Raw genomic sequence first — 23,988 nt, forward strand, 5'->3', positions numbered from 1 at the left:
ACATGAGCCGTATACGAGGCCCGTATGTACGGTTCTGTGAGAGGGATGAGGCGGTGACGCCTCACCCTACTCGATGTTTGAGCTAACTCTTTTGGGAGTTAGTTTAACGGAGGAATGTCATCGGCATTCTGGTTAATTTTACCTACGCCCGAGTAGTTGATAACTCGCTGCTTAACCACGTCGGCATCATCTAGTACGTAGTCGTAAGGCACTTCGTAGCTGGATGTTGGCGTGGCATCAGGTCCTGCTACAACGTCACCATCAGCTGGCGTTGTCCAGGTTACGCCTTCGCCAAACAGGTTGCCTGATGTGTTCCAGTATCCAATAACGTCTGAGTAGAAAGAAACAATTGGGTTTTGCGTATTCTCAAACACATTGTTTTCTACCTGTAGCTCTGCACCAATTCTTGAATTGATTGCCGTAGAGGATATTTGATTGTAGTAGTTGTTATACAAGTGACCGTGACCGTATCGGAATAACGGTAAACGTGACTCGATATTCTCAAAGCGGTTGTGGTGGAAGGTAATTAAACGCTCGGTATTGTCACTGTCTACATCATTCTCAGTGTGGCCGTGTAACGAGGCTTTCCAATGATCATGAAGATAGTTGTAAGAGATAGTGATGTTTTTCGCGCCGCGTTTACTATCTACTAACCCGTCGTAGAAATCCTTGTCCACAGACAATGTGCTGTAAAGCTCATTGTGGTCAATCCAAATGTTGCTGGTGGTAGAGCCGTCGTTATCACCTTCAATAGAGATAGCGTCTTTACCATCAGTAAGCACGTGGTGGATTTTCAGGTTTTGAATAATCACGTTATTTGCGCGTCTGATTAAGATGCCAATGCCGTCGAATTCGCCCCTGTCTGCAACCCCGATAATTGACACATCGTTCATGTCTTTTATTTCAATCGGTGAGCCCGTACCGCCATTGTTTGCGTCGGTAATGGTGCCATCTACATAAACCGTTACTGGGGTGTTGCTGTTCGCTGCGCTATCTAGCGCCGCCTGCAGGTCAGCACCGTTATCTACGGTGACTACTGTACCGCCAGCACCGCCGGTTAATGCATAGTTGTATTGCGCAAAACCGTAAGCATCAAGCGTTGGAGCAGGTGCTACATTCGGTAAGTTAGGCTCGCTTGGCACCCAGCCTTCGCCGTTATTAAAGTGAGAGAATATCGCCGTTCTGCTGGTAAGTTCAGTCACTTCGCTGTCGGCAAGAATGTGGGCAAACTGACGGCTTGAAAGATCAAGCGGGTTACCCTGCATATCCATGCTGCCGTACTCACGCCATCCTGCTGCTGCGGTTGCAGGGCTAGGGTTTGGTGCAGGTTGGTCGCGTACTCCTTCACCCGCCCAGCCGATAGTGGCAATGTGTGTGTCGAAACGGTTATTAATAAGTGTGATATTGTCGAAGTAGCTCGCGCTGCCGCCACTTCTTGCAATATACGTAGAGTCGTCGAGTACACCGTTACCAATAGGGCCCGGGCCATTGGTGAAGCTGCTGTTTAAGAAGATAAACCCTTTATAAGAAATATCAGGTACGCGAGCTTGTAGAATGTAGCCGCCCGCTGTGTCTTCGTCAGGGTTGCCATTTTTAGAGTCGCCAATGGTGCGAATTTCGCTGTTTTCAAACAGTGCGGTATTTACGTAACCCCAAATGAAATCAACGTTGCCGGCAATCAATGAGTTGTAGAACCAACTGAAGCCTTTTAACAGCAGCGTATCTTGTTCACTCGCAAAGTTCATATCAACAGCAGTTAGACGACCTGAATCACTGTTGAAGTAAATCGTCTCAGCTTGGTTAGAGTAGTCGTTGCTTCTGATGTGTGAGTTTTTCAAAGTGAAGTTCGTTAGCGTCAGGTTATCTACGCCTTCCACTAAAAACACGCTTCTTCCGCCAGATGGCGTGCCCGCCGCAGGTGCTTCGCTCTTGCCGCTACCGCTGTTAAAGCTTTCAAAGTTATCGTAGTACACCACGGTATTGTCTCGGCTCTCGCCTTGAAGCGTGACATTGTTGTTACCGCGAAGGAACAGCATTTCTTGATATTCGCCGTCACGAATCGTAATGCGAGATGGCGTATCGCTGCTTACGTTTTGCATCACGTAATTAAGCGCACCTTGCACAGTGCGGAAATCCGCTTCGCCGTCATCATCTACGGTAACATTCGCGCCAGAAGGTGCGGCAGATCTTGTTGCAAAGCGCCAGTTCGCACTCTTGCCAATACCACTAAAGCTTTCACCATTTAGCGTTGCGCCGGTTACCGCACCATCGCTAATGGCCACGTAATATGACTGACCATATTGAAGGGCATTTGTATGAGGCTTAATCATTAATTTATTGCCTACAACTGATGCTGGGCGGTAAGCCACTTTGCGCTGCCTGTCTTGGCCTTCAAAGCCAATAAAGTCTTCATCAGCTGCAATATTGATAACGTCTACCAGGGTGTCGTCTGTCGCATTGTAAATGCGCACTTCACCGCTACTTCCTAAGGTGGGTTCGCTGTCGAAGGTTAACGAGAGTAGGGTATCGGTATACGCATTGTTATTGCCCGAATACGGTGTGGTATCAGGGAATAAGTCGCCATAGGTGGTGGTAGGCATGGTAAAGCCTTCGCCAACATTAACGGCAATGTGTTTGCTTAACGTAGGGTCAGAGCCAGAAGTAAAAGTTACCATTGCGCTGCCGGCAGCGCGAGGGGTAATGGTAACTTGTGGGCCTTGCTGCTCTACGCTGACCACACTCGCATCACTGCTGGTTACGGTAAACGTGTCTTCAGTTATACCGTCGTTTTGTACTGCGGTAACGTAAACGAATAACGGATCGCTACTGGTGGTGGTTTCCCACTCTGTTTCTTTGAAATCTAGAGTAAGTTGAACAGGTTTAACAGCGGGGTCACCCACTTTTAAATCGTCCAGCTCGAACGAACGGTTATTAGTGAAAAGGCCAATAAGTCCCGCAGCGCTATAGGTTGTATCTTCTGCTGTACCCATGTTCTCGCCGTCTAAATAAACGGTGAGTTTCTCGTTTTCCATTTCAAAACGTACGCGATACCACGTGCCGTCTGTACCGTCTTTTTCACCCAGTAGAATAGGTGACTTAGCTTGGACAGGGCGAGAAATACTACCTTCGGTACTTACCGCTACTTCCACTTGTGTACTGCTTGACGAGTTTTGTACATTCAAACCTCCGCCGTACCAGTTTCCAGCGCTATCATAACGACCTAGAAGGAAGATCTGTTTGTTTCGCGTGGTGCTGTTTTGTCTTGGACGAATGCGCGCTTCAACAAAGTAATTTCCATTTTCTGGCAGGTTGCTTAGCGCCGACTCTTTAACCAAGAAAATTTCACCACCTTCACCGCCAGCGGTGTAGCGCATCACTTTGTTGCCGTCATCTTCTACAACATCAAACGTGCCTTGTGGGCCGTTTGAGCCTGCGTCGTCTGAAATAAGCGTGAAGTTATCTAAAGAGCCCGATGCAAAGTCGTCACAGAAGTAAAGCTGTGGTTCATTTTCACAGCTAAACTTGCTGTCATCTGGCGCTTCACCCACATACGATATAACAAAGTTATCGATAACCACTTTGCCGCCACTTTCAGTACGAAGCTGTAAAAACGAGGTGGGTGTACCAATAAATCCATCGATAGTTAAGCGTTGCCCTGGCACAAGGTTATTAACCAGTTCGCTGTAGAATTTAGAGTCGCCACCATGTATCGATTTGCTGCTACTGCTGGTGTTGTTATCTACATAAATCTGGAAGTTGTTGTCGCCTTCACTGTCTTCAACCGCAATGATGTCCATACTAATGGTATATTCACGGCTTAAATCTAATATACCCGTCGTTGTAGTGTCATCGGCGGTTGTGTCCGTATCTGGGGTACTGTTGCCCATGGTAAAGCGTGCACTGTCGATGGCTAGTTGGCCTTCGGAGATCACTAAACCTGAGCCGCCGCCCGTTACGCTATAAAACGGTGTCGCACCACCATCGGTCGACCTGTATTCAGGGCTGAAGAAGGTGTCAGCGTCTGTTTCAAACGTCTCCTCTAACAGGGTGTTTTCATCAATATATTCAATGCGAATATTGTCGATGACCACAATAGAGCCACTTTCCGTTCTAAATTGAAGGTACGAGTTAGGCGTTGCTATCTGTCCTTCTACTGTCATGGTGGTTCCCGGTACTAAATCGAGCACAGGCTCATTAAAGAAGCGGGAATCTGAACCTAGGTGTGAGTTGGCGCTGCCAGAAGTATTGTTATCCACGTAAATCTGGAATTTGTTGTCGCCTTCGGAATCTTCGGCAGAAATAACATCAAAGATAACATTGTAAGGTCGGCTCAAATCCAGTGCACCGGTTGATGATGTATCGTCAGACGAGCTTTGGGTATCAGGTTCAGTATTACCAAGGGTAAAGCGTCCGCCGTCAAGCTGAATACCAGTGTCAATTTGCGTTACCGAGCCACCGGTAATGGTAAACATGGCGATTTGCTCACCCGCTGCATTTTCAATCGCGGCAAAGTTTGTCGAGAAAATATCCTCGCTTTCGCCTGCAAAGGTATAGGAAAGCGGCAGCGGTACACTTGGAATAACTTCGGGCTCTTCAGGCTCGGTAGGCTCAGGCTCAACCGGAGGCACTGGGTCAACTGCGTCAGCTACCGTCTCAATTTTTAAGTTATCGATAGTGATAGTGGCACTAGAGTCTGTGCGCAATTGGAAGAAGCTATTAGTTACCGAGCTATCGAGAATTTTAGCGTCAGGTGCACTAGGATCGCCGCCACCAATATCGTCACCTGGCTCATAGGTATAGGTAAATCGCGTGCCGGGTACCATTGTGCCGTCCGCTAATCCTATGCTCACGAACTTAGAAGCAGCACCGTGTACAGAGTTATCTTGCCCTGTGGTGTTGTTATCTACATAAAGGCTAAATGTACCGCCGCCATTGTGAGAAATAACGTCGAAGCTGATGGTAAAACCTTCGCTAAGGTTATAAATACCCATGCCTACCGTATCTGATGCCGACGTATTAGCACCTGGGTTGGCTGCAGCGTTACCAATACTGAATCGATCGCCTTCAAGGGTAAGCTGACCTGTGGTGGCGTCGACTAGCGGGCTGCCACCTGTTACATAATAAAGCGCGCCAGCATCTGGCTCTTCACTTAAGCGCTTGTACGACGATGAGAAAAACGTATCGGTGTCGGTATCGAAATTCTCTTCAAGCGCTGCCTGGATAGAATTCGCTGCTTCCTCTAACTTTGCCAGTTCAACATCTGCTTGTTCTTGGGTAAATGCAAACAGGTAGTTTTGCGGGTCTTCATTGGCAAGGCAATTTTCAACATGCAGCACTAGCGGCATAGACTGAGCGTTATCTGGGGATACCACGCACAGGCTGTATACCTCGTTAACCGTGTTGAAAGCACGGGAAATAAGATACTCAGTTTGCTCACCGTAGCTAAGGGCTATGACTTTTCGTCCAAAAGAGAATTCATAGTTACCCGTTGTGCTTTCCTCACCGTGCACTCTTACGAATGTACCTGACAAGTTCGTTTCGTCGTCTGGCGTAAAGGTGTATGTGGCTTGCGATACACTTCTGCCTTCCAGTGTTGGTGCGTAAATGTCGCCTGTGAAACGGGTTACATCAAAGGTGTTAGGGAACAGCGTACCTAATTCGGCTTCAAGATAATTTACGAAATGGCTGATAGCCTGTGCTTTATCCACAAGCGTAGCACTGGCTCCGCCAGCGGAACCAAGCCACACCTCTACATCGGCTGCAAAATCTGCATCAGATTGATTAAAGAAGTCTTCAATGGTTTGCCCTTCGTCTAGCGTAGCTACCGCCACACCGCCAGCACTGGCGCTTAGCGATATACCGTTACTTGGGTCGCCATCGGTATCAAGAGATTGTAAAAGTCGAAGCGTGTTTACGACCGACTGGTTAAAAGGGTTGTCAGTTGCGAACAGGTCAAGAGGAGAGATAACGCTTGATGCCGGTGTTTCTGGAAACGTCAGCTGACCTATGCTGAAAGCGAGCTGCTCGCCTCTGAAGTAAGAGTATTCACCCTGCGCATTAGTGGTACCGTTTTCCACAGAAGCAGAGGAATAATTGATTCCTTCAACGGGGCTATCAACAAATACGCCAGTAAGTGCTGGGTCGGGGGGGAGGGTTACATTGGTAGAGCTTTTCTCGCCACAGGCGGCAACGAGAATAACGCCGCCCATAAGGGCAGCAATTTTCGTGAGTTTCATGGTACTCAATCTCCATATTTTACTGGGCGTACTACCGCACTACATGTCCGCTCCAGCTTTATTATGTGGAAAAGGCCGGGTTTCCCCGGCGCAGACAATTAGTAGAACTTAATGTTTACACCCAGCTGGTAGCTGCGGCCGTATTCTTCTTTTTGGTACAGAATGTTGCCGCCGCTTAACGCATTACCTTGGAAGTAGCGAAGGTCAGACTCCTCGGTGAGGTTGATGGCGTCAAAGTACAGTTGTGCGTACTCGGTAATGTCGTACTGAAGTTTAAAGTCTAAGCTTTTAACCGAATCTTGATATTGGTCGCCCCAAATCTTGCAGCCTTTCGGGTCGTTAAGATCGGCAGTAATTGGGCAAGAGCCAATTTGTTCAAGAACTTCAGAACGCACGTTACCAATTAAGCGAGCTGAGAACGTTTCGCTCTCCCAACCAAATACAAGGTTGAAGGTGGTATCAGCTTGGTCGGGCAGTGCTACTTTGCCTTGACGAATACTGCTATCCAGCGTGGCCTCACTATCTAGGATGGTGGCATTACTTTGAATGAATAGACCATTTTCAAAGTACTGGTTGTAGCTAAGCTCTAACCCGATAACCGAGGCTTTGTTGCCGTTAACGGTAATGTTTATCTCGTTAAGGTATAAGTCTTGCGGAATAACAAACTCAGTGACTTGATTTACCGGAAGCGTTAGCGGCAGGTCGTTAAGCGCCATGCCAATTCCGTTTACATCTACGATAAAGTTGTCGATGTCTTTATAGAAAACTGCCGCTTCCATAAAGAGGTTTTCGCTTGGATACCAGCCAATTGACGCATCGTAGTTAATAGATGTCATTGCAACGAGGTTAGGGTTACCCACATCTAGTGCATTATCAGAACCCAACACGTACTGGCTTAACTGTTGAAGCGATGCGCCATCTTGACTGTCATCACAATCGTCAGAACCAGGAGGACAAAGCTCAATATCGCTGTCAAACACAGCAAATGCACGGGCTTGTTTAAACGACGGGCGAGTAAAACTCGTCCATGCTGCGGCACGCACTAGGAAGTTTTCACTCGGCTCCCATTTAATGTGTGCACTAGGGAAAAACTCACTGTATTTAATAGACGCTTCTGGAAGAGGGATAGCAATATCCAATGCACCAGCCCCTGCGCCATTAAACTCAAAGTCATCGTTTTCTAAAGACAAAAAGCCGGTAGAAGAGAACTCGGTTTGTGTCCAGCGAACGCCGGTTGTTAGTGTGGCATCTGCGCCTAATGGCAACTCTGCCATTGCGTATACGGCCTGCGTATCTTCGGTAATGCTGTAGTCGCCCTTAGTGCTTTCTATCGACACTTCGCCATTTGTGGCAGGCTCAACCGTTTGACGAGTGGCATCAACAATTTGGTCGACAACTGCGCGGCTTTCAAACGGCAACTGGAATGCGCTGTTTGAAGGAATCTGGGTGTCATAGTCGGCAAGGGTAGAATTCACTGCGGCAATACATGCGTCGTCGCTACAGTCGCCGGCAGAAGGGTCGAAACTCCAGCGGTCCTTGTCACGCACGTGATCGCGCTCGCTCACCTGCACACCAAATTTAATGGTGTTTAACCAGTCATTAAAAATGTCGGTTCGCAAGTTAAGGTTCACTGTCTTAATTTCATCAATTCGCGTTCCGCCTTCTAAAAACAGGTTATCGAATTGATAATTTGAAAGGTCAGAACCATCGCCACTACCCGACGTTCCAAAAATACTGTTTTCCGGGTCGTAGGTTAGACCTGCGATTTCAGCAGCTTCCTGTGGGCTTAAAATGCGGGCGTTAATGTTGTCGCGACCGCCTTGACCATAAACAATCAGGTCTCGTTCACGGAATTGAACGCGGCGGTCACCAGTGGAGTCTTCTTCAGAGCGAGATTGAGCGTATTCGTAGTCAAACACGAAGCGTTCAGCAATACGGTTTTCGCCCCCTAAGCTGAACGTTATGGTTTTGTTCTTACTTTCTTGTAGGAAATGCTGGTGGAATACGTCTATATCGCTAAGAATAAACTCTTTCGTAGCGCCGTTTACGTATACAATTTCATCGTTTCCGACAGAGCCTGCATCTTGAAAATCGTAAAATTCTCGCTGTGCGCGATCATCATCTTCAAACTGAGTGAACGTGCCTTTGGCATAATAGTAAGCGTCTGCAGAGGGCTTGTATTCAAGGTTTAGTGCTGCAGCTTGACGAGTTCTTCCTGCAATTTCGCGACGAACTTCTAACTGAGAAGGCGCAAGAATTTCGTCACCCTGGGCAATTTCTTCTTCTGTTTTACCCAAGTCGGCGGTGTAAAACTTCATTTCGTTGGTGCTGTGGTGGCGCGTTTCGTCTATCTGGGTTTTGCGGTCTTCGTGAGAGATGGCAAAGCCAATACCAAAGGTGTTGTCGAGGAAAAACTGGGTGCCGTCTAAGCTAAATTTCGGAGAGTGCTTTTCGCGCGCTTCTGAATATGCGTCTTGAACACGCATTTTTAATGTATTTTTGCCGCGATCGAAAGCTGAAATTGCTTTAACGTTGACCGTACCGCCAATGGAATTTAGGTTTTGGTCTGGGGTGAGTGTTTTCAGCACTTCAATGGTACCGAGAAGGTCAGCAGGAAGTGCGTCTAATCCCACTTTCCGTTCTTCGCCTGCACCAGACATTTGTGCGCCGTTCATATTTATGGATACGAAGCCGGGCCCTAAGCCCCTTACGGTGACAAACTTACCTTCGCCTTCAGAGCGCTGTAGCGTAACACCCGGCAGTCGTCGAAGGGACTCCGCCACGTTCTGATCAACAAAATTGCCTAAATCATCGGTAGAAATAACAGAGCTAAAGCCGCTTTTCATGCGTTCTAAGTCACGCGCTTTAAGGTCTGCCTGTTTAACACCCTTTACTTCAACTACTTCAATTTCGCTAGGGGTCTCATTTGTTTCAGTTTGCTCGGTATTTTCCTGAGCGGGTGCTGTTTGCGCCATGCTTGAAAACGCCGTGGACACGGCTAGAGCGAGGGCTGTCCATTGAAACACTTTCATGTTTTGAACTCCTAAATTCCAAAATCGACATAGCTGTAGTATTTGTATTTTGCTATGCCACCGGTGGCAGTATCGATCTTGTCAGATAGGAATGCACTAATATTTAACGTTTATTTCACAAATTATTAATATATGAATATTTAGTGATCACAGTGTTGAGATTCCTGCGAGTACCCTCCATGAGTTTTCTTCATGAAAAGTAAGAGAGGGCGCGGGGTTGGCAGTAAAGTAGCTGCTGTAAATTGACCAGTCAACCACATCTAATTCACTATCAATTATCCCATTTTTGCTTGTGTACTGATTGCTTTGTATTTGCTTAAGTATGCGCGAGTCTACAGGGTCTAGATCTTTACCTGTGCGGGTGAGATTAGCACCTACGTCTTGGTTTTCAATCAAGCTTGTCCATGTTTGCTGTGCAGTAAGTTGCGCATCGCCTAATTTATCTATTTCATTCTGATGAAAAGGCGACGTTGAAAGGGAACGAGTGATTACGTCTTTTTCTTTCTTTGAACCGGTTTTGGCGCTCTTAACATCTATGCCTTTACTGTTGTCCTCAGACATGTCGCCATAGCCCTTCATCACGTTTTCAGCAACATACAGTCGAGTGAGTGATTCCTTATCGTCCCATAATTGGAAAAACCATAGCTTTTTCGTAGCGGGGCCTGGGGCATAAATATTCCCAACCAGATTTGCGGTGCCGTTTTCGCCGCCATAAGCTGAGTTTTTTTGCCAGTTGGCAATAACGTTATTTTTGATATCAACGAATTCTTGCTGCTGTGGGTAAGGCGGGTTCAGTCGCCATCCGTTAATGCGCGGGTTTCTACTGGTATGATTGGCCAATATATTGCGCAAAAAGCTAGCATTACTGCCACCCCAAATGCCGCCATAGCCATGGCTACCTTTGTGATGGCCCGCGTTGTTTAAACTCTCTGATAATATGCTGTATTGCAGTGTAAAGCGCTGATTATTGTAGAACGAACCTACCTCGTCTTTTGACCAACTGAGCGAGCAGTGATCGATGATGACGTCAGTAGTGTTTCTTACAGTGACCGCGTCGCCTTCTTTACTGTCTTTCCCTGGCCTAAAACGCATGTGACGAATAATAACCTGGTTAGCTTCAACGCTTGTTGATGCGCCAGAAATTACAATTCCGTGGGGAGATGTCTGTCCTGCAATGGTGACGTTGCCATGTTTTATTTCTAAATCCTTTTCTAGCGCTATCACGCCAGACACATTAAAGACAATCAGTCTGGGATAGTCTTGCGCAATAGCCCATCGCAATGTTCCCTCTTGTGGGCTTTTGGCATTATCAGACAAAGAGCTAACAACTAACACTTTTCCTTGGTTTCCACCTTGTGTGTATTTTCCGAACCCCAGCGCACCTTCAAACGCCAGTGATTGTGCGTGACAGTTAGACAAGGCGAGAAACGCGACGAAAGCGACAATCAGTTGAATTGGAATATGTTTCATTACTGCATGTCCTGCTCGTAAGGGTGGGCACCGGTGGTTGGTAGGCGGGCGATGTCTTTGAGTTTAGCGCTCCATGCTTGGAGTACCTTAACGTCGTGGATCATACCCTCTAGTTCTATTGCTAAAATTGATACAAGCTCTCCATCTCGCATGAAGACTGGCACGGCAACAAGCGTTACGTTGCGTGGTGCGAAGTGGCTGACGGCATAGCCTCTGGTACAAGTTGTTGCTCGTAATTTCGCGGCTTGTTGTTCATCAAAGTTTGCGGGGTGTGAGCTGTCGTTCATGTTTTGATACTTGGGATGGTAGGCCAACATGACATGACCCGCAGCAGATTCAAATAAGGGCAGTTTTGTCCCTGGCCTTATTGTTGTTATTTGCTTTTCTCTGGCATCTAAAACGTCAATTACAAACGCGCAGTAGTCGCCTAATGTGCAGATGATTGCGCTAGCGTTGGTTGCAGCTATAAGTTTCGAAAGCGCAGGGGCAGTGATTCTCTGAACGTATCTGCTGCGCGAGTTAGCGGCGCTAATTTCGTAAATGCGTGTGCCATAGAAGTATTTTGTACCACGCTTTTCGACTACCCGTTCGCTGGTTAATGTTCTAAGTAACCTAAATACTGATGTGCGGGGAAGTTTAAGCGCTGACTCAATTTCAGAGGCACTTAACCCCGAGCGAGACTCGGCGATGGCTTGACATAGCTGCAGCGCCTGCATAACACTGGGAATTACATACCTTTCCATCTTTTTGCGGTCCCGAAATCAAGATAATACTGCTCGATATTAACACGAATCAAACAAAATGCTACCGGTGGCATTTTAAATTATTGATGATTTTTAAATCAATTACATTGAGAAAAGAGAGAAAACTGTCGTGCAACTCATCGCATCTATAAGAAGGTTAACGCTTTATCAACCGCGTCCGGTAAGCGGTTTAATTTTGTATATTTAAAACAAAAAATTAACATGTGTAGGTGCTGCCGAGGTGCAAGTTGAAGACTCAGCGAGCGAAAAAGTGAACGAATGCGTGACATCTATGCTAAGGGCGACGATAAATTTGTGGAAGCAGAGTCTTACCTTTTGAATGTTAATAAAATAGTCATTTGTGTCTGGTGCTTTAATTACTAGGTCTTTTTAGCCCGTCGATAGGTGGCTTGTACTTGCCCTTATTTGAGATTACTCTGCCACGCCTGCTTTCTCATTCTCATTTGAAGCAGCGTTAAACTTAGAGCATCGTTCTTGTAAGGCATTACATTCTATATGACACCACGTTCTTTCGTTTTTTTAGACGAACTGAATTCTTCGATTAGACCCGCAATAAACTACACCAGTGGTGTAGGCGCTATGCTGTGGTTGGCTAATCTGGTGTTACTGCTGAACATTGCGCTAGTTATCAGTGGTACCTTGGCTGACTCGGCAGAATTTGTCAGTGCGTTTAATGAAAGTTTGGTTGTAGAGCCTTTTTTCATTGCACTGGCCAATCACACGCTTTCGCAATTTATTGTTCCCACTATTGCATTAGTATTAGTTGGTCTCTTGGTAAAAGCCACGGCTATAGCAAAGGCGCAAATAACAAAACAGCGCCGACCTATTCCTTACCTTTGCCCTACATTTCCCCAGCCTTTTGTTCAGACGGTTGGCAGTAGAGCGCCCCCACTTTTTAGTTAAACGTCTCCGATTTGATTATCTAACGCCGAAAGCGTCGCGCAGTATGTGTGACAAAGCTTTACCGGTGTGCTTTTCGATGCTGTAACGCTGCCATTCTCTATTAAGCGGCCCAGTCATCGCCGTTTAACTTGTAGGTTATAGGAACTTGTTTTGTCTATTCGTAACCTTTTTACTCTAATTGTTGCTGGTGCAGGGCTGACGTTGGCCGGCTGCAGCGGTGGCGTGCTTGACCCTAAAGGGCAAGTAGGCATGGATGAAAAGAATCTGATTATTCTTTGCACCATCCTAATGCTGATTGTTGTTGTTCCCGTTATTTTTCTTACGCTTTACTTTGCGTGGAAGTATCGCGCTAGTCGCGATTTCGAAATTTATACCCCTAAGTGGGCACACTCAACCAAAATTGAAGCGGTGGTGTGGTCCATTCCAATTCTCATTGTCGTGTCGTTGAGTGTGATCACCTGGCGCTCTACTCACGCACTCGACCCTTATGCGCCGCTAGAAGGTCAAGGAGAGCATCTTACTGTTGAAGTAGTCTCGCTCAACTGGAAGTGGCTGTTTATTTATCCTGAACAAGGTATAGCAACGGTCAATGAATTGGTGTTTCCTGCCAATAAACCCGTTGCGTTTAAGATTACTTCTGAAAGCACCATGAACTCGTTTTTTATTCCTCAGCTAGGGAGCCAGATTTATTCCATGGCGGGAATGGAGACCAAGCTTCATCTTATTGCCGACGAGCCAGGTACGTACAAAGGCATTTCTTCAAATTACAGCGGTGCGGGATTCACTGGCATGAAGTTTAACGCTATTGCCACACCTACCGAGGATGACTTCGAGGCGTGGGTTGCCAGCGTTAAGCAGTCGCAAACGTCGTTAACGTCAGGTGCCTACGAGCAGCTTGCTGAGCCAAGCGAAAACAATCCGGTGACCTATTTCAGCAAAGTCGATGACGGTTTGTTTCATAACATTGTTATGAAATACATGAAAGATCACGGCTCTATGGATTTCTACAACAAGCCGGAAAATGCCGCCATGGGCGAACATCACGCCATGCCTGAAATGCAACACAGCCATCACCAAGAGGATGCACAATAACCATGTCTTTATTAGGTAAATTATCTATTGAGGCCGTGCCCTATCACGAGCCGATTATTATGGTGACACTTGCTGTTGTGGCAGTGGTGGGTGTGGTCATTGCCATGCTTATCACCAAGCACAAACAGTGGGGAACCCTGTGGTGTGATTGGATAACGTCTGTCGACCACAAACGTCTTGGTATTATGTACATTGTGTTGGCTATGATCATGCTGCTGCGTGGCTTCGCCGACGCCATTATGATGCGTACTCAGCTTGCAATGGCAACCAATGGTGCGCCCGGGTATCTACCGCCAGAGCACTACGACCAAATCTTCACAGCCCATGGCGTTATCATGATTATCTTCATGGCGATGCCGTTTATGATTGGGTTGATGAATATCATTTTGCCACTACAAATTGGTGCTCGCGATGTGGCGTTTCCTTTTTTAAATAATTTGAGTTTTTGGCTGACCGCAGGTGGCGCAATTCTAGTAAATGTGTCTTTGGGGTTAGGTGAATTCGCAAAAACAGGGTGGGTTGCTTATCCGCCGCTAGCCGGGTTGGAGTTTAGTCCCGGGGTTGGCGTCGACTATTATATATGGGCCCTGCAGATATCCGGGCTCGGTACACTGCTAACCGCCGTAAACTTCCTAGTTACCGTGTTCAAAATGCGGGCGCCCGGTATGAAGTTAATGCAAATGCCTATTTTTACATGGACCTGTACGTGGGCAAACATTCTGATTGCTGCTTCGTTCCCAATTCTGACGGCTGTGTTAGCCATGCTGACGCTAGACCGTTATATGGATTTCCACTTCTTCACGAATGAAGCTGGTGGTAACTCTATGATGTATATCAACCTGTTCTGGGCGTGGGGACACCCTGAGGTTTATATTCTAGTACTGCCTGCATTCGGTATTTTTTCAGAAGTTATATCTACGTTTACCGCTAAGCGCCTGTTTGGCTACAAGTCGATGGTGTATGCGTCGGGTGCCATTGCCATTCTTGGTTTTATTGTTTGGCTGCACCACTTCTTTACCATGGGGTCGAGCGCCAATGTGAATGCCTTCTTCGGCATTATGACCATGGTTATTGCCGTACCCACGGGCGTGAAACTGTTTAACTGGCTATTCACCATGTATCGCGGTCGCTTAATATTGAGTGTGCCTGTACTGTGGACGTTAGGCTTTATGGTGACCTTCACCATTGGCGGCATGACAGGGGTGTTACTTGCTATTCCAGGTGCTGACTACGTACTTCATAATAGCTTGTTTCTCATTGCGCACTTTCACAACACCATTATTGGTGGTGCGGTATTTGGCTATCTGGCTGGCTTTGCTTTTTGGTTCCCGAAAGCCATGGGCTTTAAGCTTGACGAAAAAACAGGAAAAGCAGCCTTTTGGTGCTGGCAAATTGGTTTCCTTTTGGCGTTCATGCCCCTATATGTGCTTGGCTTTTTGGGTATGACACGCCGCTTAAATCACACGGACAACCCTGACTGGAATATCTGGTTATACATTGCTGCATTTGGTGCGTTTGTTATAGCAATTGGTATTTTCTTCCAGCTACTTCAGCTGTTTGTAAGCTTCAAAAACAAAGAGAAGCTTAACGATACAACGGGCGATCCGTGGAATGGTCACACGCTAGAGTGGTCAACGGCGTCACCGCCTCAATTTTACAATTTTGCCAAGATTCCTCACATCAAAGACATTGATGCATGGACGGATATGAAGGAGCGCGGCGATTCGTATCAACGCCCTGAAAAATACACACCTATTCATATGCCAAAAAATACTTCAGCCGGAGTTTTCATGAGCATGAGCTTTACCCTGATGGGCTTTGCGCTTATCTGGCATATTTGGTGGCTTGCTGTTGTCGGTTTAGTGGCAGGAATAGGAGTATTTATTAAGCGTTGCTATACCTCGGATGTTGATTACTACGTGCAGGTAGATGAGGTTGAACGAGTTGAAGCTACGCACTTAAGTGCCAATACAGTGGGAGGTCGCTCATGAGTACTATTGCAACATCAAGCGCCGCATCAATGCCGCATGAACACGCACACGAAGAACATCATGAAAACAACACCGTGTTTGGTTTCTGGTTGTACTTAATGACCGACTGTTTGTTGTTTGCTTCTTTCTTTGCCACCTATGCCGTGCTGTTTATGAATACGGCGGGCGGTGTGTCTGGCAAAGATATTTTCGAGCTCAACTTTGTTGCAGTTGAAACAGCCGCTCTGCTTTTAAGCAGCATTACCTTTGGCTTTGCCATGATATGTGCTCACCGACAAAACAAGTCAGGCGCCCTTGCTTGGCTGGCGGTGACATGGGCACTGGGTGCGTGTTTTATTGGTATGGAGGTGTACGAATTTCATCACCTTATTGAGCATGGCAACGGGCCGCAGCAAAGTGCGTTTCTAACGGCGTTTTTCTCGTTAGTGGGACTGCACGGACTGCACGTTACAGCGGGCCTTATTTGGATGACAATCATGTTTATTGAAGTAACCCGCCGAGGTCTAGGTGAGCAAACCGTTACTCGACTTAGTTGCTTAAGTCTGTTTTGGCACTTCCTCGATATCGTATGGATATGTGTATTTACCGTAGTGTATTTAATGGGGGCAATGTAATGGCGTTACACGATGCAAAATTAGCTTCAAATACGGACGGTCACGCTTCATCGACCCACAATAGTGATGGCGCACATGGCGATGTGAAGTCTTATATTATTGGCTTCATTCTATCTGTGGTACTTACCGCTATTCCGTTCACTCTAGTGATGAATGGCGACCTATCTAAAGTTACCACGATTTGGAGCGTGGTAACTTTGGGCTTGGTTCAAATTTGGGTGCACCTTAAATACTTTTTGCACCTTAACTTTGTTACTGAAGAAGGCAGAGCCAATACGTTTTCATTCTTATTCAGTGCGCTTATTATTTTCATGGTGGTTGGTTTATCCGTTTGGATCATCTACGAATCAAACGCCATGATGATGTATTAGCAAATCTCTGTATATGCGTGGTCTAGCCTGACGATCATGTCAGGCTTTTCAATGTGATTACTTCATCGCGGTCAGTACGATAAGCCCTTCTATTGGTGCAACCTATTGTTGGGGCAACATTGGGGCTTCTCAGTACACCTTGATACGTGTCTAAATGGGCGCGTTCTAAATTTGGATTTTACCCATGACCTCTACTTATAAACGTTACCTGTCAGTCACCAAGCCCGGCATTATTATGGGCAATGCTATTTCGGTAACGGGCGGTTTCTTGCTCGCGTCCCGTGGCGATATAGATTACTGGCTGCTGCTCGCTGCGCTCATCGGTTTATCGCTGGTGGTGGCTTCAGGTTGTGTCATTAATAACTGCATTGACCGAGATATCGACGGCAAAATGCAGCGCACGGCCAACCGGGTTACGGTAACAGGCGAGTTGCCATTACTTACTGCGATGTTGCACGGTGCTGTGCTAGGCATTTCGGGGTTCGGCTTGTTAGCAGCTTACACCAACCTTACCGCGGTATTTTTTGCCGCTTTTGGCTACGTCATTTATGTGGGTGTTTACAGCTTGTATATGAAGCGAAATTCGGTGTATGGCACCTTCGTTGGCAGTTTGTCGGGGGCCGTTCCGCCCGTAGTCGGTTATTGCGCGGCGAGCGGTCAGTTTGATATGGCTGCGGCTATTTTGCTAAGTATGTTCAGCATTTGGCAAATGCCCCATTCCTATGCCATCGCTATCTTTAGATATAACGACTATAAGGCGGCTGGCATTCCCGTATTACCTGTATCGCAAGGTATTGCGAAAGCAAAACGCCATATCGTCCTTCATATTGCGTTATTTGCTTTAGTGGTAATGCTGCTTCCACTTAGCGGTTATACGGGTATTGGCTTTTTGACAGTCGCTTTTGCAACAAGCCTTTGGTGGCTGTTGATGGCGCTGCGCGGATACAGACCCGATATCAACGTAGAAGGCTGGGCAAAACGTGTTTTTGGTTTCTCCATTGTGAATATAACGCTGTTATCCGTCGCTATGTCACTGGACTATCATACGTCAGTAACGAGTCTGTTTGCGATTACACTGTAAAATTGCGAATAGCCTTTAGTGCTGAGGTATAATTGGCACTAATTATTTCGTAAGGCAGAGAATTTTCATGGCAACGGCATCCGCACTTCACATTTTGGTTAAAACAGAGAAAGAAGCGCTTTCTATTTTAGAGCAGCTTAAAAAGGGTAAGGATTTTGCGACGTTAGCAAAGCGTCATTCTAAATGTCCGTCGGGCAAGCGTGGCGGCGATCTTGGTGAATTCCGTAGAGGCCAAATGGTAAAAGCCTTCGACGATGTGGTATTTAAAAAAGACGTGCTAAAAGTACACGGGCCGGTGAAGTCCCGTTTCGGCTACCACCTTATTAAAACGCTTTATCGTAGTAATTAAAACCAGAGCCTTTTAAAACCAAAGCCGCTAAAGCCGAAGTAAGCCCGATCCATTCAACAAGCGTTTAAAGTATGTCCTAGCAAATTACCTTGTTAATTGCCCGGCTCCCACTTTTCACCGCATACTGAATTTTTGGTAAATATGGCGTACGGGCTGTTGGTGTCGTGCAGTGAATTGCGTAGCGCTGCGCCGTGATCTACCGTAATAAAAGCTGTGTCAGAGGCCTTACCTTGTTCATCCAGCATAAAGTAGTCGCTGGAGTAGCTTGTTAGCATCATGCGATTGTCGTAACCCATATCGCTTAAGCGAACCCGGGTAATGGCTTTAAATTTAGCGTCGGGGTTAGAAAGGCCTACGATTTTCTTAAAAAAGTAGCCTTTATCAGACTGCAGCTGGGAAAAACCATTTAACGTGTTTATCAGGGTTTTTAAATCTATTGCTTCGCGCTGCAGCATGAAGTCGTGCTGGATGGCATTGCCATCTTTTCTAAGGCTGTCTTTCGACGGTGCTTTGCCAGCAGTATAGGCCTGCTCTGTTTCCAATGAAGAAAGATGCGCTTGCCCTTCCTCTGCATAGTGAACCAGTGCGCTTGTATTCATGTTTATGTAGTAGTCGCTGATCCCCGCAGGTACCACTTCAAATAGCATAACATCTGGGGTTACGGCGCCTCGCTCTTCGGGCGTTTGAGGGCCTTTAGCCACGCACTTGTCAGAAATGAAATAATAATATTGGCCAGCTTCAATGGCGAAAGCTGTATTAGATAGCACCGCGCAGGTTACCAGAAATAGTAGCCTGGACGTGAGCTGCTTAATTGCCGTTAAAGTACTGCCTAGTTGCATATCAAAGACGCCTTATTGTTTGATGCATTTATATATAATACCAATGCTTGCCGACTGGTATAAGGCGTCATTGTAAGGGGGAGTGGGTAAAAGCGCGAGTTAAGCTTTAGAACGCGCTTTACGCTTAGTTTGTAGCTCAATAAAGCTAAGTAAGAACTTATGAGCAAACCCACCATTAACGGGGGCGAAGGACAATAGTGTCGCTAGAGTAGTCTGTAGATATCTGTAAATTGTCGGCAAGGGCGGCAATAAGCGCGTCTACATCATTGGTGTTGAATAGCCCTGCTACTTGCATGTTGGCAAGCGCAGCATCACCTAAAACAACCGTTTTATCCGTATATCGGCTTACTTCTTCAATCACGTCAATTAATGGCTCGCCGCGAAATACAATCTTGCCTTCACGCCAGCTTAAATCATTCGCGATATCTTCATCTGACACGGTCTCAACGGTGCTGTTAGGCAAAGATAAAAGCGATTTTTCACCTTGAACTAACGTCAGTGGCTGAGCCTGCGGTTTAATAATTGGATCAATAATGCTTTCGCTATTCGCTTTATTAAGCGTATAGCTGGCGACTTCTACTACGCCTTCGGTAACTACCAGTTCAAGGTCGCCGCGGTGATATTGCACATTAAAAGCAGTACCAACCGCCTGTATGGCTTTACCGGCTGCAAGTACATTGAGCGGGCGGGATTTGTCTTTCGCCACTTCGATATGAAGCTCACCTTTGACAAGCTGAATAATCCGTGAGGTTTCAGTAAAAGCGATGTTCACTTGAGAGTTGGTATTAAGCCATAGTGTACTGCCGTCCTCTAAGCTAATACTCTTGTGCTCGCCCGGTTTGGTCGAGGCTTGTAACGAGTAGCTTGCCATTTGAGCAACAGGTTCGGTTTGATTAGACGGCGAGAATAAATTTAGCCCCTGATAACTTAACAGCCCAATCATTAAAAACGAGGCAGCAATGGCCAGCGGGCGCTTCCAAGTGACGGTGTTGTTTGCTTTGTGTTTGACGCTAGGCTCAGGTGTATGAGGTACGATCTCAGCCAGTTCGCTAAGCACCGACATCTTGTCCCATAACGCTACCATCTCTAGGAAAGTGTCTCGATGCAAAGGCGTTGCAAGCCATGTTTTTAACGCTTGCATTTCTTCGGCATCAAGCCCCTCGTCGAGTTTCACAAGCCATTCGCTGGCGGCATCAAGCACACGCTCATCTCTATTAAACTGTACAACGTTGCTATTGGTGCCTGACTTAGCGTTTTTTGTTTCGTTTGTTGAACTATTCATGGGCGTCTCTCTTTACATCCGCCGTACTGTGTTGCCCACCACTTTGATAAGCATTCGGCCGTGTATGCGACGTCGTTTGTCGTCGCATAAACAAAGTGCATCTTTTTATTCCTTCAGCAATATGCTTTTCCACGGTTTTTTCGCTTATCTCTAATTCTTGGGCAATCTCTTTAAGAGAGTATCCATACACTTTCTTCAATACAAATGCGCGCCTGCATTGCTTGGGAAGGGCGCGCACTGCGTCACAAAATAACTTAAACTCTTGCTGGGTGGCGTTGTTGTGAAATGTTTCATCTTCAACACCGCTAATTGCGCTTTCCAGTGCTGCCGCAACCTCTATGCTGTCGTCTACCATGCGTGTTTCTGCACGCTTCAAGTGATCGTAGGCCAAGTTTTTTGCGGTTTTAAACAAAAACGACTTGGGCTCTTTAATATGCTCGGTAGATTTCGCCTGACACAAGCGAACATACGTATCCTGCAGTATGTCATCCACTTCTTTAGGCGGCACAAGGCGCGATAGCATTTTGGCCATCGAGCCGCGCGCCGACATATAGGCATTATGTATGGCTGTTTCTATGGGCATATTGTTATTTTTTATCGTTATTACTTACTAAGACGACAGCCACGCTATTTTCCCCCAGTATTTTCAACATTATCGCTCAAAAATTAAATTTGTTAATGGGTTGTATATAATGCGACGCTAGTTTAAAACAACACCAATAATAACGTGTAGGGTGACGCATACGCATCACACACTCTAATAATCAATAATAACAATAGCGTAAAACCGAATATGCCTGTGGCAAATGAACCATTCGACACAATAATCATGCTGCCTTTTAAGCCTAAAGCTTTAACGGTTGCACTGTGCATGATGTCGTTCGGCGCAAGTCACACTGTTATTGCACAGTCAGTGCTGCCCCACCAACAAGCAGAAGTGATTACACAGAATACATCGCCGCTCTCCGCAATAAATTTCGCTATTCCTGCACAAAGTGCAGACGAGGCAATCATCGCGTTTGCCAATCAAGCCGAGCTGACTGTGGTCTTCCCCTTCAACAAAGTCAGGCATATTTTTGCAAATGAAGTAAGTGGTAACTATACGCCACAAGTAGCAATAGAAAAGCTTTTGGCTGGTACAGGCCTGAGTGCTGATATTGTCGACAACAACCGAATAAAAATAGTGCCTGCTAGCGATAGTGATGAAAACAATCACTTGCTTGGTCGTCTTTTTAACGCCATTACCGCACAAGACGATAGCTTGGTAACCGTACCTGACGAGCAAGGCAGTTACGATATTGAATACATTGAAGTAAGGGGATTACGAGCGCGTGTTGCTCAATCGGTGGGGATCAAACGCAACGCGAACGTCATCATTGATACTATTCAGTCGGTGGATATGGGCAAGTTTCCCGATCAAAACCTCGCAGAAGCGCTGCAGCGTGTCTCTGGCGTATCTATCGACCGCGCAGAAGGTGAAGGTCAACTTGTTACAGTGAGGGGGTTTGGGCCGGAATTTAATCGGGTGTTATTAAACGGCAGGCCTATGGCAACCGATAAGCTCGGGCGCGAATTCAGCTTTGATACACTGGCCTCTGAGATTGTCAGCAGTGTTACCGTGCACAAACAAAGCCAGGCGACTATGCAGTCAGGTGGCATCGGCGCTACGATCGATGTTCACACCGCTAAACCTCTTTCTTTCAAGGGAATGCGGGCGGCTGGCAGCATCAAAATGCAGTACGATACTAACTCGCAACAATATGCGCCTTCTACCTCTGCTATGTTCAGCAACACTTATTTGAACAACTCGTTTGGCATTCTAGCCTCTTTTACTCAACACAAGCGTCAAGCGCGACTAGAAGAAGCGCAAATTGATGGTTGGTTGGTAAATACTAACGTACCTGAAAGTGAGCTTTCTGATGACGTTTCTACGCTATATGTGCCCAGGAATTACGATCAAAGAGTGCGCTTTGACGATAGAACACGTACGGGGTCTGCGCTCGTTTTACAATATCGACCTAATAACAAGCTCGAGCTTACGGCTGATTATCTGGGGTCAACATTTGATGTTGAAACCTCGGCAACCTCAATGGGACATTGGTTTACATCGAGTAACCTTGAAGATGTTACGGTGGATGAAAACGGCACGGCGGTGGCTTTTTCACAAAATAGCGGGCATGCCACCGACTTTCACGCGCGCACATTTAACCGTTCATCGACCTTGAGAAGCTTCGGTTTTGCAGCGAACTACATCGCAAGCGATAGCGTAATTGTTGATGCTGATCTGTCTTACTCAATGGCCAATGTCGATGACAACAATGGAGAGGGGAATTCTCTCTCGCTTATCGGTTATCTAAATCGCTCTTCATTCGATCATCGTCAGTCGAATATATTGCCCGCAATATCGGGCTTTGAACAAGCCAACCCCCGTCAGGTAAATGCCTTGGGGGAGCCGGTTGGCGTGTCCCATTACTTAGATCCAGCCAACGGCCGTTCCCACGTGATGTTGCGCAGAGGGTGGAGTATTGATGACGATATAGGGCAAGCAAAAATCAATGTAAGCGTGCTTGGCGACGATAACTGGTTTAGCAAAATTGACGTTGGCGGAGCATTAACTCAGCGAGAAAAAGCCAACGAAAGAAGAGACAACGAAGCCGACGCAAGACACTGCAGTTTTTGTGGCTATTTTGATGCACCTGATATTCCCGATAGCTTCCAAACCATATTTGACGCTGGCGACGATTTTCTTGGGTCAATTAGTGGGCATGAGAACATACCTCATCAGTGGCTGCGTCACGACGGCGATACATTATTTCGTTACTTGGAGAACGCCGGTGATGTCAGTTTAGCCGCTGAAACTCGGGGGAGTTCTTTCGCGGTTAAGGAAACCGTGTATGCGGGGTATGTTCAAGCCGCTATTGAAAAGGATTTTGCGCCTTGGTTTATTGATGTGCATGCAGGGCTACGGGCTGAGTATACTGACGTAAAAGTAAGTGGTGTCGACGAACAGTTGTCGGCGTTAGTTATTTTAGACCAAACCGAACTGGGGCAAGAATTTGGCGCCTCGGTAAGCATTGATGAATCGTCAAACTACACCAATGTTTTACCTAGCGTAAGTTTTAAAGCCAGCTGGTTAGATAGCTGGGTATTTCGCGCGGCTTATAATCACAGTATCACCCGCCCAACCTTAGAACAGATGGCGCCGGGCGTAACTTACACCACCACGCGACAAGGTGGTGATCTGCGGGCGCGTATCGGAAACGCACAGCTATTGCCCTTTGAGGCAAAAAACATTGATTTGGCCATTGAGCATTACTACCAGGAAAATAGCTATATATCGGCAGGTTACTTTAGAAAAACGGTAGATAATTTCATTGTTAATGAAAGCAGTACACAAACCTTTAATAACGTGACTGACCCTAGCACCGGCACAGATCCAAACGCGGTTGATGATGCTGATGCATTAGCGCAGTTTTCCGTAATATCTCCTAGCAACGGTGAGTCTGCAACGGTTGAAGGGGTAGAGGTAGCAGTACAGCATTTGTTTGGCGAGTCAGGGTGGGGAATTCAGGCCAATGCGAGCTTTGTAGACAGCAACGCTGAATTAGACACCGCCAATATCCGTTCAACCTTCGCACTTACAGGGTTGTCGGGTGCCAAAAACATGGTGCTGTTTTATGAAAAAAACGCGCTGCAATGGCGGGTGGCCTGGAACCAGCGAGAAGGGTTCTTGCAATCGCTGAACCAAACCCAAAGCACCGAGCCTACCTTTGTTAGCCCCTACAAGCAGTGGGATATGAGCCTTTCATACCAATTTAGCCCGAGGGTTTCTGTATTTTTTGAAGGTATCAATATTACTAACGAAACCGTGCATAAGCGCGGCCGATTCAGCAATCATCTCTTGCTTGTGCAAGACGCGGGGGCGCGCTACGCCTTAGGTGTAAACATCACGTATTAGTATTCG

15 protein-coding genes are annotated in these 23,988 nt (G+C 46.6%); 8 read left to right on the forward strand and 7 right to left on the reverse strand.

Translation table 11 applies throughout. The annotated features are described in order from the left end of the window. Positions 1-98: 98 nt before the first annotated feature. From NO989_RS00005 to NO989_RS00020, 4 genes are all read right to left on the reverse strand, one after another. Positions 99-6,236 (reverse strand): pectinesterase family protein, encoded by a 6,138-nt coding sequence (locus tag NO989_RS00005; RefSeq protein WP_371341814.1) that lies wholly within the window; start codon positions 6,234-6,236, stop codon positions 99-101. 98 nt (positions 6,237-6,334) lie between these two features. Continuing rightward, on the reverse strand, positions 6,335-9,268 hold the full coding sequence (locus NO989_RS00010; protein ID WP_239239101.1) for a TonB-dependent receptor: 2,934 nt from the start codon (positions 9,266-9,268) through the stop codon (positions 6,335-6,337). A gap of 147 nt (positions 9,269-9,415) precedes the next feature. Further along, entirely contained in the window at positions 9,416-10,738 is a 1,323-nt protein-coding gene (locus NO989_RS00015) for a polysaccharide lyase family 1 protein (RefSeq protein ID WP_371341815.1), read from the reverse strand. Continuing rightward, positions 10,738-11,481 carry an IclR family transcriptional regulator gene (locus tag NO989_RS00020; protein WP_283626459.1) on the reverse strand — a complete coding sequence of 248 codons (744 nt, stop codon included), beginning with the start codon at positions 11,479-11,481 and terminating at the stop codon, positions 10,738-10,740. The genes NO989_RS00015 and NO989_RS00020 overlap by 1 nt, the downstream gene beginning before the upstream one ends. Before the next feature lie 516 nt (positions 11,482-11,997). Between NO989_RS00020 and NO989_RS00025 the strand changes: the two genes are divergently transcribed. The 7 genes from NO989_RS00025 (at position 11,998) to ppiC (ending at position 17,903) form a co-directional block, all read left to right on the forward strand. After that, entirely contained in the window at positions 11,998-12,405 is a 408-nt protein-coding gene (locus tag NO989_RS00025; protein WP_371341816.1) for a hypothetical protein, read from the forward strand. Between the two features lie 150 nt (positions 12,406-12,555). Continuing rightward, positions 12,556-13,497, forward strand: coding sequence for a ubiquinol oxidase subunit II (cyoA, locus tag NO989_RS00030; protein ID WP_014951264.1), 942 nt, complete (start codon positions 12,556-12,558; stop codon positions 13,495-13,497). A 2-nt stretch (positions 13,498-13,499) separates the two neighbouring features. Next, entirely contained in the window at positions 13,500-15,488 is a 1,989-nt protein-coding gene (gene cyoB, locus NO989_RS00035) for a cytochrome o ubiquinol oxidase subunit I (RefSeq protein ID WP_371341817.1), read from the forward strand. Continuing rightward, the gene (gene cyoC / locus NO989_RS00040) at positions 15,485-16,102 is read left to right on the forward strand and encodes a cytochrome o ubiquinol oxidase subunit III (protein ID WP_014977735.1); all 618 of its coding nucleotides are present in this window, start codon (positions 15,485-15,487) and stop codon (positions 16,100-16,102) included. Before cyoB ends, cyoC begins: the two co-directional genes overlap by 4 nt. After that, positions 16,102-16,473, forward strand: a complete 372-nt coding sequence (gene cyoD, locus NO989_RS00045) for a cytochrome o ubiquinol oxidase subunit IV (protein WP_278343800.1) — start codon at positions 16,102-16,104, stop codon at positions 16,471-16,473. The genes cyoC and cyoD overlap by 1 nt, the downstream gene beginning before the upstream one ends. A 184-nt stretch (positions 16,474-16,657) precedes the next feature. Beyond that, complete coding sequence (gene cyoE, locus NO989_RS00050) at positions 16,658-17,554, forward strand: heme o synthase (RefSeq protein WP_278343801.1); 897 nt, start codon at positions 16,658-16,660, stop codon at positions 17,552-17,554. A 67-nt stretch (positions 17,555-17,621) separates the two neighbouring features. Further along, complete coding sequence (ppiC, locus tag NO989_RS00055; protein ID WP_371341818.1) at positions 17,622-17,903, forward strand: peptidylprolyl isomerase PpiC; 282 nt, start codon at positions 17,622-17,624, stop codon at positions 17,901-17,903. A gap of 92 nt (positions 17,904-17,995) precedes the next feature. Here ppiC and NO989_RS00060 read toward each other — a convergent pair whose 3' ends face one another. The 3 genes from NO989_RS00060 to NO989_RS00070 all read right to left on the reverse strand — a co-directional run bounded on the left by NO989_RS00060 (position 17,996) and on the right by NO989_RS00070 (position 20,607). Continuing rightward, entirely contained in the window at positions 17,996-18,742 is a 747-nt protein-coding gene (locus NO989_RS00060) for a hypothetical protein (protein WP_371341819.1), read from the reverse strand. Between the two features lie 175 nt (positions 18,743-18,917). Next, positions 18,918-20,024: a FecR family protein gene (locus NO989_RS00065; RefSeq protein ID WP_371341820.1), complete on the reverse strand. Its 1,107-nt coding sequence runs from the start codon at positions 20,022-20,024 to the stop codon at positions 18,918-18,920. After that, positions 20,017-20,607 (reverse strand): sigma-70 family RNA polymerase sigma factor, encoded by a 591-nt coding sequence (locus NO989_RS00070; RefSeq protein ID WP_014951257.1) that lies wholly within the window; start codon positions 20,605-20,607, stop codon positions 20,017-20,019. The genes NO989_RS00065 and NO989_RS00070 overlap by 8 nt, the downstream gene beginning before the upstream one ends. 210 nt (positions 20,608-20,817) lie before the next feature. On the opposite strand from NO989_RS00070, the gene NO989_RS00075 reads away from it, so the two are divergent. Further along, positions 20,818-23,982 (forward strand): TonB-dependent receptor, encoded by a 3,165-nt coding sequence (locus NO989_RS00075; protein ID WP_371341821.1) that lies wholly within the window; start codon positions 20,818-20,820, stop codon positions 23,980-23,982. Positions 23,983-23,988 lie beyond the last annotated feature (6 nt).

It is taken from the genome of Alteromonas sp. DY56-G5 (assembly GCF_041414725.1).
Classification (GTDB): Bacteria; Pseudomonadota; Gammaproteobacteria; order Enterobacterales; family Alteromonadaceae; genus Alteromonas; species Alteromonas macleodii.

What these genes read in the sequence shown, in the direction of transcription:
- NO989_RS00005 (WP_371341814.1), bottom strand. Translation starts at nt 6,236, where the DNA reads ATGAAACTCACGAAAATTGCTGCCCTTATGGGCGGCGTTATTCTCGTT.
- NO989_RS00010 (WP_239239101.1), bottom strand. Translation starts at nt 9,268, where the DNA reads ATGAAAGTGTTTCAATGGACAGCCCTCGCTCTAGCCGTGTCCACGGCG.
- NO989_RS00015 (WP_371341815.1), bottom strand. Translation starts at nt 10,738, where the DNA reads ATGAAACATATTCCAATTCAACTGATTGTCGCTTTCGTCGCGTTTCTC.
- NO989_RS00020 (WP_283626459.1), bottom strand. Translation starts at nt 11,481, where the DNA reads ATGGAAAGGTATGTAATTCCCAGTGTTATGCAGGCGCTGCAGCTATGT.
- NO989_RS00025 (WP_371341816.1), top strand. Translation starts at nt 11,998, where the DNA reads ATGACACCACGTTCTTTCGTTTTTTTAGACGAACTGAATTCTTCGATT.
- cyoB (WP_371341817.1), top strand. Translation starts at nt 13,500, where the DNA reads ATGTCTTTATTAGGTAAATTATCTATTGAGGCCGTGCCCTATCACGAG.
- cyoC (WP_014977735.1), top strand. Translation starts at nt 15,485, where the DNA reads ATGAGTACTATTGCAACATCAAGCGCCGCATCAATGCCGCATGAACAC.
- cyoD (WP_278343800.1), top strand. Translation starts at nt 16,102, where the DNA reads ATGGCGTTACACGATGCAAAATTAGCTTCAAATACGGACGGTCACGCT.
- cyoE (WP_278343801.1), top strand. Translation starts at nt 16,658, where the DNA reads ATGACCTCTACTTATAAACGTTACCTGTCAGTCACCAAGCCCGGCATT.
- ppiC (WP_371341818.1), top strand. Translation starts at nt 17,622, where the DNA reads ATGGCAACGGCATCCGCACTTCACATTTTGGTTAAAACAGAGAAAGAA.
- NO989_RS00060 (WP_371341819.1), bottom strand. Translation starts at nt 18,742, where the DNA reads ATGCAACTAGGCAGTACTTTAACGGCAATTAAGCAGCTCACGTCCAGG.
- NO989_RS00065 (WP_371341820.1), bottom strand. Translation starts at nt 20,024, where the DNA reads ATGAATAGTTCAACAAACGAAACAAAAAACGCTAAGTCAGGCACCAAT.
- NO989_RS00070 (WP_014951257.1), bottom strand. Translation starts at nt 20,607, where the DNA reads ATGCCCATAGAAACAGCCATACATAATGCCTATATGTCGGCGCGCGGC.
- NO989_RS00075 (WP_371341821.1), top strand. Translation starts at nt 20,818, where the DNA reads ATGCCTGTGGCAAATGAACCATTCGACACAATAATCATGCTGCCTTTT.